This window comes from Staphylococcus sp. KUGN1, from assembly GCF_045984185.1.
Taxonomy (GTDB): Bacteria; Bacillota; Bacilli; order Staphylococcales; family Staphylococcaceae; genus Staphylococcus; species Staphylococcus warneri_A.
In genome coordinates this window covers 1-16,406 of the sequence record NZ_JBJQIL010000001.1, presented here as the reverse complement: position 1 = coordinate 16,406, position 16,406 = coordinate 1, and the positions used below count along the sequence as shown (strand labels likewise).

Annotated in this window: 13 protein-coding genes and 1 rRNA gene; 2 read left to right on the top strand and 12 right to left on the bottom strand. The window is 33.6% G+C overall.

Annotated features, from left to right (window positions below; all coding sequences use genetic code 11):
• From cysS to ACJQQZ_RS00030, 9 genes are all read right to left on the bottom strand, one after another.
• Nucleotides 1–1,401 carry a cysteine--tRNA ligase gene (cysS, locus tag ACJQQZ_RS00070; RefSeq protein WP_002451205.1) on the bottom strand — a complete coding sequence of 467 codons (1,401 nt, stop codon included), beginning with the start codon at nucleotides 1,399–1,401 and terminating at the stop codon, nucleotides 1–3.
• Nucleotides 1,385–2,014 (bottom strand): serine O-acetyltransferase, encoded by a 630-nt coding sequence (cysE, locus tag ACJQQZ_RS00065; RefSeq protein ID WP_171970107.1) that lies wholly within the window; start codon nucleotides 2,012–2,014, stop codon nucleotides 1,385–1,387. Before cysE ends, cysS begins: the two co-directional genes overlap by 17 nt.
• A gap of 391 nt (nucleotides 2,015–2,405) precedes the next feature.
• Nucleotides 2,406–3,860 (bottom strand): glutamate--tRNA ligase, encoded by a 1,455-nt coding sequence (gltX, locus tag ACJQQZ_RS00060; protein WP_124228571.1) that lies wholly within the window; start codon nucleotides 3,858–3,860, stop codon nucleotides 2,406–2,408.
• A 285-nt stretch (nucleotides 3,861–4,145) separates the two neighbouring features.
• Nucleotides 4,146–5,219, bottom strand: a complete 1,074-nt coding sequence (locus ACJQQZ_RS00055; RefSeq protein ID WP_002451202.1) for a PIN/TRAM domain-containing protein — start codon at nucleotides 5,217–5,219, stop codon at nucleotides 4,146–4,148.
• 26 nt (nucleotides 5,220–5,245) lie between these two features.
• Complete coding sequence (gene radA, locus ACJQQZ_RS00050; protein WP_002451201.1) at nucleotides 5,246–6,610, bottom strand: DNA repair protein RadA; 1,365 nt, start codon at nucleotides 6,608–6,610, stop codon at nucleotides 5,246–5,248.
• A 345-nt stretch (nucleotides 6,611–6,955) separates the two neighbouring features.
• Entirely contained in the window at nucleotides 6,956–9,409 is a 2,454-nt protein-coding gene (locus tag ACJQQZ_RS00045; protein ID WP_002451200.1) for an ATP-dependent Clp protease ATP-binding subunit, read from the bottom strand.
• Between the two features lie 15 nt (nucleotides 9,410–9,424).
• Nucleotides 9,425–10,429: a protein arginine kinase gene (locus ACJQQZ_RS00040; protein WP_002451199.1), complete on the bottom strand. Its 1,005-nt coding sequence runs from the start codon at nucleotides 10,427–10,429 to the stop codon at nucleotides 9,425–9,427.
• The gene (locus tag ACJQQZ_RS00035) at nucleotides 10,422–10,979 is read right to left on the bottom strand and encodes a hypothetical protein (RefSeq protein WP_002451198.1); all 558 of its coding nucleotides are present in this window, start codon (nucleotides 10,977–10,979) and stop codon (nucleotides 10,422–10,424) included. Before ACJQQZ_RS00035 ends, ACJQQZ_RS00040 begins: the two co-directional genes overlap by 8 nt.
• 20 nt (nucleotides 10,980–10,999) lie before the next feature.
• A complete protein-coding gene (locus tag ACJQQZ_RS00030) occupies nucleotides 11,000–11,461 on the bottom strand; it encodes a CtsR family transcriptional regulator (protein WP_002451197.1) in 462 nt (153 codons plus the stop codon).
• A gap of 155 nt (nucleotides 11,462–11,616) precedes the next feature.
• On the opposite strand from ACJQQZ_RS00030, the gene ACJQQZ_RS00025 reads away from it, so the two are divergent.
• Complete coding sequence (locus ACJQQZ_RS00025) at nucleotides 11,617–12,831, top strand: NupC/NupG family nucleoside CNT transporter (protein ID WP_002451196.1); 1,215 nt, start codon at nucleotides 11,617–11,619, stop codon at nucleotides 12,829–12,831.
• A 56-nt stretch (nucleotides 12,832–12,887) separates the two neighbouring features.
• On the opposite strand, the gene pdxT is transcribed toward ACJQQZ_RS00025, so the two are convergent.
• Both pdxT and pdxS read right to left on the bottom strand, forming a co-directional pair.
• On the bottom strand, nucleotides 12,888–13,445 hold the full coding sequence (gene pdxT, locus ACJQQZ_RS00020; protein ID WP_002451195.1) for a pyridoxal 5'-phosphate synthase glutaminase subunit PdxT: 558 nt from the start codon (nucleotides 13,443–13,445) through the stop codon (nucleotides 12,888–12,890).
• 3 nt (nucleotides 13,446–13,448) lie between these two features.
• Nucleotides 13,449–14,336: a pyridoxal 5'-phosphate synthase lyase subunit PdxS gene (gene pdxS, locus ACJQQZ_RS00015; protein ID WP_124228573.1), complete on the bottom strand. Its 888-nt coding sequence runs from the start codon at nucleotides 14,334–14,336 to the stop codon at nucleotides 13,449–13,451.
• A gap of 96 nt (nucleotides 14,337–14,432) precedes the next feature.
• Here pdxS and pdxR point away from each other — a divergent pair, with 96 nt between their 5' ends.
• Nucleotides 14,433–15,815 carry a MocR-like pyridoxine biosynthesis transcription factor PdxR gene (gene pdxR, locus ACJQQZ_RS00010; RefSeq protein WP_002451193.1) on the top strand — a complete coding sequence of 461 codons (1,383 nt, stop codon included), beginning with the start codon at nucleotides 14,433–14,435 and terminating at the stop codon, nucleotides 15,813–15,815.
• Between the two features lie 469 nt (nucleotides 15,816–16,284).
• Here pdxR and rrf read toward each other — a convergent pair.
• Nucleotides 16,285–16,399, bottom strand: a 5S ribosomal RNA gene (rrf, locus tag ACJQQZ_RS00005).
• Between the last annotated feature and the right edge of the window lie 7 nt (nucleotides 16,400–16,406).

Sequence of the window (16,406 nt, the reverse complement as noted above, 5' to 3'; positions counted from 1 at the left end):
TTATCCACGTTTAAATCTAACACCTTGAGGTGTATCTTCTAAAATAATATTTTGTTCTTTTAAATGATCTCTAATTTCATCAGCACGTGCGAAGTCTTTATTTTTGCGAGCTTCATTTCGCTCTTCTATCAATTTTTCAATTTCTTCGTCCAATAGATCATCTTGTTGGTTTCCTTTTAGCGGGACTCCTAAGACATCACTGAATATTTGATATACTTCTTTAAATTTAGCAATTACGTTTGTAGATGTTACGTTTTCTAAAACATATCGATTCGCTAATTTAGCCAAATCATACCATGCTGTTACTGCATTAGCAGTGTTAAAGTCGTCATCCATTACTGTTTCAAAGTTTTCTAAAATTTGATCAATTTGATTGATATATTCTTCCTGATTATCTATATCTGTCGCGATAGCTTCTCTTTCTTCGATAAGTTGGTAACTATTTCTAATACGTTCAAGCCCACTTTTAGCAGCGCTCACAAGTTCTAAATTATAGTTGATTGGGCTACGATAATGAACACTAATCATAAAGAATCTTAATACATCTGGGTCAATTTCTTTGATAATATCATGTACTAAAATAAAGTTACCTAATGACTTACTCATTTTTTCATTATCAATATTGATAAAGCCATTATGCATCCAATAGTTAGCAAATGGTGCATGGTTATGTGCTTCAGATTGTGCAATTTCATTTTCATGGTGAGGAAATTGTAAATCTGATCCACCTGCATGAATATCAATAGTTGGGCCTAGTTCATGAAATGCCATAACTGAACATTCTATATGCCAACCTGGACGACCTTCTCCAAATGGACTTTCCCAACTAATTTCACCTGGCTTAGCCTTTTTCCATAAAGTGAAATCAAGTGCATCTTCCTTCTGATCGCCAGCTTCAATACGTGCACCTACTTTTAAATCATCAATTGATTGGTGACTTAATTTACCATAGTCTTTAAATTGACGAGTTCTGAAATAGACATCGCCATTACTTTCATAAGCATATCCTTCATCCACTAATTTTTTGATGAAATCAATAATCTCATCCATATGATTCATAACTCTTGGATTTGATGTTGCTTTTTTAACATTCAGTGCACCTACGTCCTCATAGAATGCCTTAATATATTTATCTGCAATTTCAGGAACACTTTCGTTTAATTCTTTTGAACGTTTGATTAATTTGTCGTCGACATCTGTAAAGTTGGATACATATACCACTTCATAACCTTTATATTCAAAATATCTACGCACAACGTCATAATTTATCGCCGGTCTAGCATTCCCAATATGAATATAGTTATACACGGTTGGACCACAAACATACATTTTAACTTTACCTGGTTCTATTGGTTCAAATGTTTCTTTTTGACGTGTTAACGTATTATATAATGTAATCATCTTGAATCTCTCCGTTTCTTGTTTTTTCAAGTTGTCTTTCTAAGTGTTTAATTTGTTCAAATAATGGATCAGGTAAATTACGATGATCGAATGTTTTACCAATACGTTTACCATCTTGTTTTACAATATGGCCAGGTATACCTACAACTGTAGAATAACTTGGTACTGATTGTAACACTACTGAATTCGCACCTATATTTACGTTAGAACTAATTTGAATATTGCCTAAAACCTTTGACCCAGCTGCGATAAGGACATTATCCCCGATATCTGGATGTCTTTTACCTTTTTCTTTACCAGTCCCACCTAAAGTTACACCTTGATATATCGTTACATTATCCCCAATCGTGCACGTTTCACCAATCACTACGCCCATACCATGGTCGATAAATAAACGTTTACCAATTTTAGCTCCAGGATGAATTTCAATACCTGTAAAAAATCTTGATATTTGTGAAATAGCTCTGGCAGCTACATAACGCTGATTATTATATAATTTATGCGCAATCAAATGACTCCATACCGCATGTAATCCTGCATATGTTGTAACAACTTCAATAGTTGAGCGTGCCGCTGGATCCTGTTCAAACACCATTTTTATATCGTCTCTCATTCTTCTTAACAAAACATTCTCCCCCTTAGCTTTACAACTAATATTAGTTCTTTAATTTGTATATTTGAATAAAATAAAAAATGCACCTCTAACTTTTGGGTTAGAGGCGCATAAGCACGGTTCCACTCTTCGTTCAGTAAATCTTTGTATATACATCAATTCAATGTATTATATCACATAAATTTACTCTCATTTAATCCATATATAATTTAACTAGCAAAGGTGCATTCATTAATTTCCATGTTGTGCTCGCAGCCACCGCACACTCTCTGCATCATGTACTATTTAATTACTAATCCTTTGTTTTAATTCACTTATTACATTCAATATTATGTGTTAAATTATAATTTTTCAAGTGTGAATTTCAACTTTTTTGATTTTATCAATATGCTTAGATATATTCTTTCAAACGTGATAATACTTTATCTTTACCAAGCACTTCAATTGTATTCGGTAATTCAGGACCATGCATTTGTCCTGTAACCGCAACACGAATTGGCATAAACAATTGTTTACCTTTAATACCAGTTTCTTTTTGTACTTCTTTAATCGTTTTTTTAATTTCCGCTGCTTCGAATGGTTCAAGTGCTTCTAATTTGCCATATAAGTGTGTCATTAGTTCTGGCACTTGTTCGCCATTGATTACTTCTTTTTCCTCTTCACCAAATTCAGGCATGTCATTGAAGAACATTTCTGAAAGTGGAACGATTTCACCAGCATAACTCATTTCTTTTTGATATAAAGCAACAAGTTTACGTCCCCAATCTAAATCTTCTTCAGAAGGGTTTTCTGGGATTAAGTTAGCTTTAATTAAATGTGGTAGTGCTAATTCAAATACTGTTTCAGTATCTTTTTGTTTCATATATTGGTTATTAACCCATGCTAATTTTTGTTTATCAAAGAATGCAGGTGATTTAGATAATCGTTTTTCGTCAAAGATTTTAATGAATTCTTCTTTAGAATAAATTTCTTCTTCACCTTCAGGTGACCAACCTAATAATGTAATAAAGTTAAATAACGCTTCTGGTAAATAACCTAAATCACGATATTGCTCGATGAATTGTAAAATTTGTCCATCACGTTTACTTAGTTTCTTACGTTCTTCATTAACAATAAGTGACATATGAGCAAATCTAGGTGCTTCCCATCCAAATGCTTCATAAATCATTAATTGTTTAGGCGTATTTGAAACATGGTCATCACCACGTATAACATCACTGATTTCCATGTAATGATCATCTATGGCTACGGCAAAGTTATATGTTGGCACACCATCTTTTTTCACGATAACCCAGTCACCCATATTATTTGAATCAAATGAAATTTCACCTTTAACCATATCATTAAAAGTATATATTTTATCTTTAGGTACACGGAATCTAATTGATGGTTGACGACCTTCCGCTTCGAATTGTTGACGTTGCTCTTCTGTTAAGTGAGCATGTTGACCACCGTATCTTGGCATTTCTCCACGTGCAATTTGCGCTTCACGTTCTGCTTCCAATTCTTCTTCAGTCATATAACATTTATAAGCTTTATCTTCATCTAATAATTGCTTAATAAGTGGGTTATAGATATCTGCACGTTCAGATTGACGATATGGTCCATAACCTTTATCTTTATCAACTGATTCGTCCCATTCTAATCCTAACCATTTTAAGTTATCGAATTGTGAAGATTCGCCATCCTCTAAATTACGTTTACTATCAGTATCTTCAATACGCACTACAAAATCGCCACCATAGTGCTTAGCAAATAAATAGTTAAATAAGGCAGTACGTGCATTACCGATATGCAAGTATCCTGTTGGACTTGGTGCGTACCTTACTCTTACGCGTTCACTCATTTTATCCACTCCTGTAGTTTTTAATTATCGATATTTATATATTGTAACAATATTCATTCAACTTTCCTTATTGAATATGTAACGAATGTTTATCTATGATTTAGTTTTTATGATAAATATAATGTCTATCTGTCAAACATGAATCATTGATAATACAAATTGTGTCAGAAACAATTGTAGCACTTCTACGCTACTTTGATAAGTTACTAGCCTTCATTTTTCGTGTATTCATACTACTAGGTTTTCAACTCGTTTCACATGAAACTGATTTTCCATATACAATAATCATTCTTCCGTTATTTCATTTAAGTTTTTAGCAAAGACAATACGTCCTGATGATGTTTGTAATAAACTAATAACTTCTAAATCAACATGTTGTCCTATCAATTTCTTAGCATTATCAACAACAACCATAGTACCATCGTCTAAATAACCAACTCCTTGACCTGGCTCTTTCCCCATCTTAGTAAGTAAGATATTTAAATGGTCTCCTTGGTGTACATTGGGTTTAATCGCTTCAGATAAATCATTAACATTTAACGCACTTATTCCATGTACGTGACAAACTTTATTAAGATTGAAATCTGTTGTAATAATATGTGCATGATACTGTTTTGCTAATTTAATCAACAAAGTATCTATATCACTATGTGATTTTGTTGGGTGTATTACACGTGTGGGATATTCTAAATCATATATTTGATTCAGTTTATCTAAACCTCTTTGTCCTTTTTCTCGTTTAACACTATCATTAGCATCAGCGATGACTTGTAGTTCATTAATCACACCTTGTGGAATAAGTACCTCTCCGTCCATAAATCCACATTTCATAATATCTATAACTCTCCCGTCAATAATGGCACTTGTGTCGATGATTTTAGGGATTGCTTTAAATGAATGTTGAGACATTGAACGTGAGATGTTTTCTGGCAAAAACATAAGCATTTCGTCTCTCTTTTTTAAGCCAAATTGAAAGCCAAAATAACATAAAATCATTGTAATAATAATTGGAATAAAATGATTTAAAACTGAATTCCCTATTAATTCTAAAATAAATGAAATCATTACAGAGATTAGTAGTCCAATAATTAAGCCAATTGTAGCAAATAATATTTCTACAGCACTACGCTTCATGATTGTATGTTCTAACTCTTTAAAAGCAAATGTAATTTGTTTGATAAAGAAACCAAAAATAATAAAAAATACAATAATCCCAATGAGTCCGTCAATATAATGATTCGTCAAAATTGGAAATTGGTTAAATCCTAAATCGTTCACAACTTCTGGAATAATAATGATTCCTAAAGTCGCACCAATAATCATATAAATAGCTACAACCATTAATCTTAATGGGTTCATTTTTTACCCCCTCTCTTTCAAATCATTTATGAATTAAATGCGTATTTTAATGCTTCGTGTACTGATGAAACGCCTACTACTTTAATACCTTCAGGGAAAGTCCAACCACCAATATTAGTTTGTGGAATAATAACTCTCTTAAACCCTAATTTAGCCGCTTCTTGCACACGTTGTTCTATTCTAGCAACCCGCCTTACTTCTCCTGTTAGACCTACCTCACCAATAAAGCAGTCTAAGCCGTCTACAGCTTTATCTTTAAAGCTTGAAGCTGTAGCGACGATGATACTTAAATCAACTGCAGGTTCAGTTAATTTTACGCCACCAGCAACCTTAATATAAGCATCTTGTTGTTGTAGTAGATAATTTTCTTTTTTCTCTAAAACTGCCATTAATAGGCTTAAACGATTGTGATCGATACCAGTAGCCATACGACGTGGATTATTAAATGTAGTCGGTGTTACAAGCGCCTGTACTTCAATAAGTAGTGGTCTTGTACCTTCCATAGTTGAAACAATTGTTGAACCTGGCACGTTAGTTGAACGTTCTTCTAAAAACATCTCTGAAGGGTTCAGAACACCCTTAAGACCACTCTGTTTCATTTCAAATATTCCCATCTCATTTGTCGAACCAAAACGGTTTTTAACTGCTCTTAGTATTCGATAAGCATGATGTTCATCACCTTCGAAGTACAATACAGTATCCACCATATGTTCAAGTAATCTTGGTCCAGCAATTTGACCTTCTTTTGTAACATGTCCAACAATAAATGTAGCTATATTCATTTGTTTAGCTATATTCATTAAACTTTGCGTACTTTCTCTAACTTGTGACACAGACCCTGGTGCAGAACTGATTTCTGGATGGTATATCGTTTGGATAGAGTCGACGACTAGTAAGTCCGGATTAATGTCTTTAACTGTTTGATAGATGACTTCTAAATCTGTTTCAGCTAATACTTGTAATTGACTTGAATCTTCTTCTAAACGATCTGCACGTAATTTGGTTTGGTTAATTGATTCCTCACCTGTTATATATAAAACATTTTTAGATTGTGAGAGTGAGGCACAAATTTGTAGAAGTAACGTGGATTTCCCAATTCCTGGATCTCCGCCTATTAACACTAATGATCCATTGACAATCCCTCCACCAAGTACACGGTTAAATTCTTTAGATTCTGTAAGAATACGTGGTGTTGATTCATTTTTGATACTATCTAATGTTTGTACTTTTCCTGCTGCTTCTTTAGATTTAACACCATGTTTAGGGTTGGCTGCTTTTTCTACTATTTCTTCCATCTGGTTCCATGCACCACAATTAGGACACTTTCCCATCCATTTTGGAGATTGATAGCCACATGCCATACATTCGAATATTATCTTTTTCTTGGCCAATTTCGCACCTCCGTTATATTTAAGAACAAATCTATTTTAAACTGACACTTTCATAATGACAAATTAAATGTTAATGCTTTAATTAATTTTTTAAAAGTATTCATAATTCAATTCGATAAAGTCATTTTTTCGTAATAATATGTAAATTTTAATTTTTATTAATTAATGCTTTTCTACAATTATCAATAAAGACAATTATATATCACTAGCATTGATTTCTATTATGTCACAACTCAATTTAGTAATCATTGGAAATATTAGAATAATAGTGTTATCGGAATATAAATAAAGAGGTGGGAATACTTCAGTTCCCACCTCTTATAGCATAATAGAGTCTATAATTGTTTACGCTTCAGTAGAAGCCTTATCTACTTTTCTATCTTGAATATCATATTTAAATGCTTCACCATCATGGTCCACTGTTACTTCTTTACCTTCCAATTGATTTCCATCTAAGATTAATTCACTTAGATTATCTTCAACTGTTTTTTGAATTGCACGAATCAATGGTCTTGCGCCATATTCTGGGTCATAACCTTCTTCAGCAATTTTTTCTTTGGCTTTTTCAGTAACTTTGATATTAATATTTTGTTCTGATAAACGCAATGTTAATTTATTCACCATCATAGTGACGATTTCTTTAAGTTCATCTTTAGATAATTTATGGAAGACAATAATATCATCCACACGGTTTAAGAACTCAGGACGGAAAGCATTTTTAAGCTCTTTCATCATTGTTTTACGTATAGATTCATAGTCTTGACCATCATCTGCACCACCAAAACCAGCAAAACGTTGGTCTTGTAATTCTTGTGCACCAACATTGGATGTCATAATGATAACTGTATTTCGGAAATCAACTTGACGTCCTTTAGTATCAGTTAAATGACCATCATCTAAAACTTGTAAAAGTATATTAAATACATCTGGATGTGCTTTTTCAATTTCATCAAATAGGATAACTGAATATGGTTTACGTCTTACTTTTTCAGTTAATTGACCGCCATCATCATGTCCAATATAGCCTGGAGGGGCTCCGACTAAACGACTGACAGCATGTTTTTCCATAAACTCACTCATATCAACCCTAATCATAGCATCATCTTCACCAAACATTGACTCTGCTAAAGCACGGGCTAATTCAGTTTTACCTACACCTGTAGGCCCTAAGAATATAAAGCTACCAATTGGACGTTTAGGGTCTTTCAAGCCTGCTCTTGCTCGTCTAACAGCTTTACTGATGGATGTAACGGCATCTTTTTGACCAATAACTCTATGATGTAGTGTATCTTCTAGATTTAGTAAACGGTCTGATTCTGTCTCATTAATTCTAGTTAATGGGATACCTGTCCAACCCGCAATAACTTCAGCAATATCTTCTTCTGATAATGATGTACTCACCCCATCTTGTGAGTTTTTCCATTCATTTTTAGCTTCTTCGTATTGTTTTTCTAATTTTGTTTGTTTATCTCTTAGGTTAGCTGCATTTTCAAATTCTTGTGCATGGACAGCTGCATCTTTTTCATTTTTTACTTTTTCAATTTGTTGTTCAATTTCTTTTAAATTATTAGGTGTTGTATGACTCTTCAATCTTACTTTTGAACTTGCTTCGTCAATTAGATCAATCGCTTTGTCTGGTAAGAAACGATCTGATACATAACGATGACTTAATTTAGCAGCCGCTTCTAAAGCTTCATCTGAAATATTGATACGGTGATGTGCTTCATAACGATCACGAAGTCCTTTTAAGATTGATACAGTGTCTTCAACTGTAGGCTCATCAACTTGAATAGGTTGGAAACGACGCTCTAAAGCGGCATCTTTTTCAATGTTTTTACGATATTCGTCTAACGTTGTGGCACCAATACATTGTAATTCGCCACGAGCTAATGCCGGTTTGAGGATATTTGAAGCATCTATAGCACCTTCAGCGCCACCTGCACCTACTAATGTATGCAATTCGTCAATAAATAGAATCACATTACCAGCCTGATGAATTTCTTCCATTACTTTTTTCAATCGTTCTTCAAATTCACCACGGTATTTTGTACCAGCTACAACCGTACCCATATCTAGTGACATGACACGTTTGTTTTTTAGTGTTTCGGGCACTTCATTGTTCACTATTGCTTGAGCTAATCCTTCCGCAATTGCTGTTTTACCTACACCTGGCTCACCAATTAATACAGGATTATTTTTAGTACGACGACTAAGTACTTCTATAACTCGAGTAATTTCTTTGTCTCGACCCACAACTGGATCTAATGTGCCATCTTTAGCAATAATTGTTAAATCACGTGCTAAACCATCTAATGTTGGTGTGTTATTAGATTTATTTGCTTGAGCGTTTTTATTACTCATTTCTGGACTTCCTAATGCTTTAACCACTTGTGCACGTGCCTTTGTGATATTTAAATCAAGGTTAGCAAATACACGTGCTGCTACACCTTCATTTTCCCGGATTAAGCCAAGTAAAATATGTTCTGTTCCAACAAAGTTATGATGTAGCTTACGTGCTTCATCCATTGATAATTCAATCACTTTTTTAGCTCTAGGTGTATAGTGTAATGTTGCCATAGGTGCTTGACCATGACCAATTAGTTTCTCAACTTCTTCAATAACTTTATCCTCTGTAATATTAAAACTTTCTAATACTTTTGCTGCGATACCTTCAGGTTCTTTCATTAGACCTAATAAAAGATGTTCTGTTCCAATATTTGAATGGTTCAATCGAATTGCTTCTTCTTGTGCATGAGCCAATACTCTTTGTGCACGTTCAGTTAATCTACCAAATAGCATATGATTTGTTACCTCCTATTTTATATGTTCTCTTAAAACATTCGCTCTCTTTTCATTGACTGGTGTTTCATCCTCTTCATCAAATAAAAATGGTGTTTGAATTCCTACCATCAGTTCATTGAATTTAAAATTATCTAGTTTGATATAATTTAAATCTATGCCTAATTTAACTTCACTCAATCGATAAGATGCTTCTTCCATAGTGATAAGCCTGCTATTTTGCAGTATTCCTAATGAACGATAAACTCTATCTAACGTTTCTAAATGTTTATGTTTATCTAATCTTGATCGAATTTGAAGTTCTTCATTTATAATTTGATTGATTACTTCTGTTAAATTCTCTATGATTTCTTCTTCTGTTTTCCCCAATGTTAATTGGTTTGAAACCTGGTAAATGTGGCCATAAACTTGTGACCCTTCACCGTATATTCCTCGAATGGTAAAACCAAATCGATTGATTGTTTGTGCTATACCTGACATTCTTTTCATGATAGAAAGACCTGGCAAATGCAACATCACACTTGCTCTCATACCAGTTCCTATATTAGTAGGACATGTTGTTAAATAACCTAGATGTTCATCATAACTGATATCGAGTTGTTGATCGATTTCATCATCTAACGTCGACGCTTCTTTATACAATCTTTCTAGAGATAAATCTGTACCTAGCGCTTGAATTCTAATATGATCTTCTTCATTAATCATGACACTGATTGATTCATCATCATTTAATAGAACGGCCGATGCTGGTTGTTTAATCAACTCTGGACTCACTAAATGTTTAGCTACTAATTTCATTTTATTTTGTTGGTCCATCATGTCTAGTCTTTTCAAAGTCATGTTGGGTAATGCATCTTGCACTTCATTTATTACTCTAAATCCATCTTGTTCTGTCGGAAACATGAGTGGATGAACATGATTTTCAAGATTTCTTGCTAAGCGAATTCTTGAAGAAATGACCACTGGTGCTTCTTTAGTCGTTTTCATCCACTCACTAATGTTAGGTTCTAAGTCACTCATCCTGTTGCACCTCGCTCTCATCACGTAGCGATTTAATTTCGTCTCGAACAATGGCTTCCTGTTCAAAATCTTGTTCATCTATTAATTGTTGTAAAAATTGTTTCTTCTCTTCGATTTTCTTTTTAAGCGCAAGCTTATGATAAGAAGATTGAGGCACTTTTCCAACATGTTCATACTGACCGCCTTGCACACGTCTTACTATGTCTAAGATGTCATCCTTGAATGTTGCATAGCAATTGGAACAACCAAATTTGCCTACATGTGCGATGTCTTTTAACGTCATATGACAAGTTGGACATCTTTTTTCTTCCTGAAATGCCATTTCTTGAAAATTAATACCATGTTTAGTCGCTAAATGTTGTAATATTTGCTTTACAACAAATGCTTCTTCTATATCATCTTGATGATGATAGGATGATTGCTCTTGGTGCGTCCATGGGTTATCACCTTGCGCACAAGTACTACATACCCATTTTTCTTGCACACCATCTTTACTTTTAACTGTTAATTTAACTTCAGCTTCATTTAAATGGCAATTTTCACAAAGCAAAAAGCAACACCTCAATTCTTCTAGTAGTAATTTATGACAGGTAAAATTCTTTTAAGAATATTTGCTCTAATAATATCTCGAGATACAATATCCATTTTTAACGTTTCTCGATCAATAGCAGCAATAATCATTTTTGCTTCTCTTTCATTTACAAGTCCCTTATCTAACAAGCCATCTATTAAATAAAGTGCTTGTTGTTGGGATATTGAAGGACCTATTAATTGAAGTAAATGATTAATATAACCTGTTTCATCTTTGTTTTCAATTTTCGTGATTCGGATGTAACCACCACCACCACGTTTACTTTCTATTTCGTAACCATGCTCATTTGTAAATCTCGTTTTAATCACATAGTTTAATTGAGAAGGGACGCAGTCAAAACGTTGAGCAATATTTGCTCTTTGAATTTCCACCACATCTTCATTGGTTTCTTCAAATAAATGTTTAATGTACTGTTCTATGATGTCGGACATATTATGCATGATTATCACCTCTTTTTGACCTTCTTTGACTATATTATATGACCAACTTTGACCATTTTCAATTAATTTGATTTTAAATTTTTAAATTTTATGATGTTAGCGCTTATTTTTTATTGTATGATAGACAATAGAATAAATTAAAGGAATGAAAAAACATGCACATTCTCATAGGGATTATTGGAATTATTTTCTTTTTAGCACTCGCGTACTTATTTAGTTCAGATAGAAAGAATATTCGTTGGCAATATGTTGGATTATTATTAGTAATTCAATTAATTTTCGCCTTCATTTTATTAAAAACAAATATTGGTATTACAGTCATTGGTGGTATTGCTAATGGTTTTGGTTATTTACTATCTAAAGCAGCAGAAGGCGTTAACTTCGTTTTCGGTGGTTTTAAATATGTAGATCCTAAAAATCCACCATTTTTCTTTAACGTTTTATTACCAATTGTATTTATTTCAGCATTAATCGGTATCTTACAATACACTAAAATTTTACCATTTATAATTAATGTGTTAGGTTTCCTGATTTCAAAAATCAATGGTATGGGACGTTTGGAATCATACAATGCAGTAGCAGCAGCAATTTTAGGTCAATCTGAAGTATTTATTTCTTTAAAACAACAACTTCCTTATATACCTAAACAACGTTTGTATACATTAACTGCATCTGCAATGTCTACTGTATCTGCTTCAATTATTGGTGCTTATTTCACATTAATTGAACCGAAATACGTCGTAACAGCCGTTGTATTAAACTTATTTGGTGGTTTCATTATCGCTTCAATTATTAATCCTTATAAAGTTAATGAAGAAGATGATAAATTATTAGTTGCCGAAAGTGAAACTAAAAATCAATCTTTCTTTGAAATGCTTGGGGAGTATATTTTAGATGGATTTAAAGTGGCAGTCATCGTAGGCGCGATGTTAATTGGATACATCGCAATCATCGCGTTACTTAATGGTTTAGTAAGCGGTGCTTTCAGTTTACTTTCAGGTGGTGCAATCAAATGGGATTTCCAAACTTTAATTGGATTTGTTTTTGCTCCATTTGCATTCTTAGCAGGTGTACCATGGAACGATGCGGTTCAATCAGGTTCTGTTATGGCAACTAAATTACTATCAAATGAATTCGTTGCAATGCAGGCATTAGGTAAGTTAAATGGCATTTCAGAACATGCTAAAGGTGTTACTTCAGTATTCTTAGTATCATTTGCTAACTTTAGCTCTATTGGTATTATTTCTGGTGCTATTAAATCATTAAATGATAAAAAAGGTGACGTTGTTGCAAGATTCGGATTAAAATTATTATTCGGTGCGACATTAGTATCATTTATTTCAGCAGCAATTGCTGGATTCTTCATTTAATGAACAAAGGCAATGTATGATTGGGTATTTAAACTCAATCATACATTGCCTTATTTTTATTTTTGAATCATATGGTTAATAAAATAGTCCGTTACACGATAATCATCTGTTAATTCAGGATGGAATGATACCCCTAAATATTTATCTTGCTTAACAGCAACGATTTTATCGCCAATTTCACTTAATATTTCAACATGGTCAGCTACTTTCGCAATATGAGGTGCTCTAATAAAAACACCTTCTATATCCGTAGCGATACCTTTAATGTCTAATTCTGATTCAAAGCTATCTACTTGTCTACCAAATGAATTACGTTGAACTGTAATATCCAATTTATTTAAATAGCCTTCCTCACCTTCAACATCACTAGCTAGTACGATTAAACCAGCACAAGTACCAAACATAGGTAAATCTGATTGCTGAAGCTTTTCTTTAAAACCATATAAATCCATTAACCTTCTTAATGTTGTTGATTCACCACCAGGTAAGATTAAACCATCGATATCATCTAATTGTTCTACTTTTTTAATTGCGATACCTTCATGACCACTCAATTCTATATGACGAATATGTTCACGAACTGCACCTTGAAGCGCTAATACACCTATTTTCATATATTACCAACCACGCTCTTGCATACGTTCTTCTAATGAAATTTGGTTAATGTCTAAGCCTTTCATAGCAGTTCCTAATTCGGCAGCTAATTTACCAATTAGCTCATAATCTTGATAGTGTGTCGTAGCTTGAACAATCGCTTTAGCGAATTTTTCTGGATCCTCAGATTTGAAAATACCTGATCCAACAAATACACCATCTGCACCTAGTTCCATCATTAAAGCAGCATCTTGAGGTGTTGCAACGCCACCTGCAGCAAAGTTAACAACTGGTAATCTACCATTATCTTTGATTTGTTTTAAAACTTCATATGGTGTTCCGATATCTTTAGCAAATGTCATAATTTCATCATCATTCATAACAGTCAATCGACTCACTTCAGCATTAACTCTTCTCATATGTCTTACTGCTTCGACAATATTACCCGTACCCGGTTCTCCTTTAGTTCTTAACATAGCAGCCCCTTCGCCGATACGACGAGCAGCTTCACCTAAATTACGACAACCACATACAAAAGGTACTGTGAATTGATCTTTACGCAAATGATATTCTTCATCAGCAGGTGTTAGTACTTCTGATTCATCAATATAATCCACACCCATTGCTTCTAATACACGAGCTTCTGTAATATGACCAATTCGTGCTTTAGCCATAACTGGAATAGATACAGCATTCATAACTTCTTCAACAATTTTAGGGTTAGCACTACGTGCAACACCACCAGCTGCTCTAATATCAGAAGGTACTCGTTCTAATGCCATAACTGCAACAGCACCAGCTTCTTCTGCAATTTTAGCTTGTTCCGCATTGACAACATCCATAATAACGCCGCCTTTTTGCATTTCAGCCATTCCTCGTTTAACTCTTTCAGATCCAACTATTTTAGACATAAATTCTACCCCTTTACTTCTTGATTAAATTAATTGTAAAGGATAAACTGATATTTAAAAAGGTTCAATTTATTTATTATAAAGGAGGTCAGATGAGTGAAAGAGAAACAATCACTGTATATTGATTTATACGAAAAGTTGAAAAAGCAAATTATAGAAGGTCAATATCAGTCAAATGACAGATTCCCTTCAAAACGTCAATTAAGTGAGCATTTATCTTTAAGCCAAACAACTATTGAACACGCCTATCAATTGTTATTGGATGAAGGGTTTATATACTCTAAACCACGATCAGGTTATTACGTCTCCGATATCGAATCATTACCTGTACTACCCAAACAATATGTTGTGCCCACAACTACATACAACAATAATGAAAATTTGGATGAAGATAAAGAACATTATGCTTATTCTTTTAACTTATCAGAAATCGACGCAGAATATTTTCCCTCACATTTATTTAGAAAATATGCAAAAGATGTATTTGAAGATAATCAGTTTGAACTATTACAAAGAGGAAATAATCAAGGTGAATTTGAATTAAGACAACAAATTGCGCATTATTTATTCAGCAGTAGAGGAGTAACATCTCATCCAGATCAAATCATAATAGGATCTTCAACAGAACAATTATTAAATATGTTAACTGATATACTCGAAGATGCGTCATTTGCTATAGAAAAACCTAGTTATCCTCCGATTAAACAAGTATTAGATAAAAAGAAATTCAACTATTTACAAGTCCCAGTCGAGAAAAATGGTATACAAACTCATCCTATTTTATCATCGGATCATAACATAATTTATATCACACCTTCACACCAGTTTCCTACTGGCCATGTTATGAATCTAAAGAAAAGAACCCAACTCATCAACTGGGCTCAACAACAAGATAATAGATACATTATCGAAGATGATTATGATTCAGAATTTAGATATTTTGGTAAACCTATCCCTGCATTACAGAGTCTTGATTCACAGGATAAAGTCATTTATCTTAGTACCTTTTCTAAATCTATTTATCCAAGTTGCAGAATTGCATATATTGTATTACCACCGAAATTGTTAGAACAATATCATCATTATCATTATAAAGAAGCCAATACAGCTCCAGTTCATATCCAAAGAATGATTGCACAATTTATGAGTAGTGGTAGTTTTGAACGTCATTTAAATAAAATGAGAAAAATTTATAAAGAAAAGTTGCAATTTATTTTAAATGCTTTGTCACCATACGAAAATCAGTTGAAAGTTGACGGTGCACTTACAGGTATGCATTTTACTCTAACTGTTTTAAACGGATTAAATATGGAAGAATGTTTACAACGCGCTAAAAAGCATTCACTGAAATTACACCCCTATGAATTTGAAGAAAATACAAGTTCAACTCCAAAATTCATTATAGGTTTCGGTGGTATTCCTAAAAACCAATTAACTTCCCATACAGAAGCACTCATCAATACGTTAATTATAAAGTAACACTTCTTTTTCTTTTGAAAAAGTTAGTGTTACTTATGCAATTGACGTTAGTCTATTGTATTCATAATTAACTTGAGGGATATAATTAAAGAGAAATGGATAAACTGACTCTTTTTATTTTTGGGCATAAAAAAAGAGACCTTGCGGTCTCAATTATATTTGCCTGGCATGGGCTATTGTTCTTAATAGCTCATGCTATTAAGTAAGTAAAACATGTGATTTTCAATCACTGTTTTGCTTTAGAACGTTAGTCTGCTACCTTCGGCGCTAAGGAGCTTTTTCAACTTGAGAGAAATGCGCTTATACTTCTTCATTTTCATCTCTCCCTTACTCACTTAGCTCGACTAAGCTCGTTGCGCTCATTCTTCAATTCATCGTCTAAACGCATTTGCTCTGCGTTGACTTTCTTTTTTGGGCATAAAAAAAGAGACCTTACGGTCTCAATGCGGCTCATCGCATCCTATTATTTGCCTGGCAACGTCCTACTCTAGCGGAACGTTAGTCCGACTACCATCGGCGCTAAGGAGCTTAACTTCTGTGTTCGGCATGGGAACAGGTGTGACCTCCTTGCCATTGTCACCAGACAAATGG

What these genes read in the sequence shown, in the direction of transcription:
- ACJQQZ_RS00025 (WP_002451196.1), top strand. Translation starts at nt 11,617, where the DNA reads ATGCACATTCTCATAGGGATTATTGGAATTATTTTCTTTTTAGCACTC.
- pdxT (WP_002451195.1), bottom strand. Translation starts at nt 13,445, where the DNA reads ATGAAAATAGGTGTATTAGCGCTTCAAGGTGCAGTTCGTGAACATATT.
- ACJQQZ_RS00045 (WP_002451200.1), bottom strand. Translation starts at nt 9,409, where the DNA reads ATGCTATTTGGTAGATTAACTGAACGTGCACAAAGAGTATTGGCTCAT.
- cysS (WP_002451205.1), bottom strand. Translation starts at nt 1,401, where the DNA reads ATGATTACATTATATAATACGTTAACACGTCAAAAAGAAACATTTGAA.
- pdxS (WP_124228573.1), bottom strand. Translation starts at nt 14,336, where the DNA reads ATGTCTAAAATAGTTGGATCTGAAAGAGTTAAACGAGGAATGGCTGAA.
- ACJQQZ_RS00040 (WP_002451199.1), bottom strand. Translation starts at nt 10,429, where the DNA reads ATGAGTGACTTAGAACCTAACATTAGTGAGTGGATGAAAACGACTAAA.
- ACJQQZ_RS00055 (WP_002451202.1), bottom strand. Translation starts at nt 5,219, where the DNA reads ATGAACCCATTAAGATTAATGGTTGTAGCTATTTATATGATTATTGGT.
- ACJQQZ_RS00030 (WP_002451197.1), bottom strand. Translation starts at nt 11,461, where the DNA reads ATGCATAATATGTCCGACATCATAGAACAGTACATTAAACATTTATTT.
- gltX (WP_124228571.1), bottom strand. Translation starts at nt 3,860, where the DNA reads ATGAGTGAACGCGTAAGAGTAAGGTACGCACCAAGTCCAACAGGATAC.
- cysE (WP_171970107.1), bottom strand. Translation starts at nt 2,014, where the DNA reads ATGAGAGACGATATAAAAATGGTGTTTGAACAGGATCCAGCGGCACGC.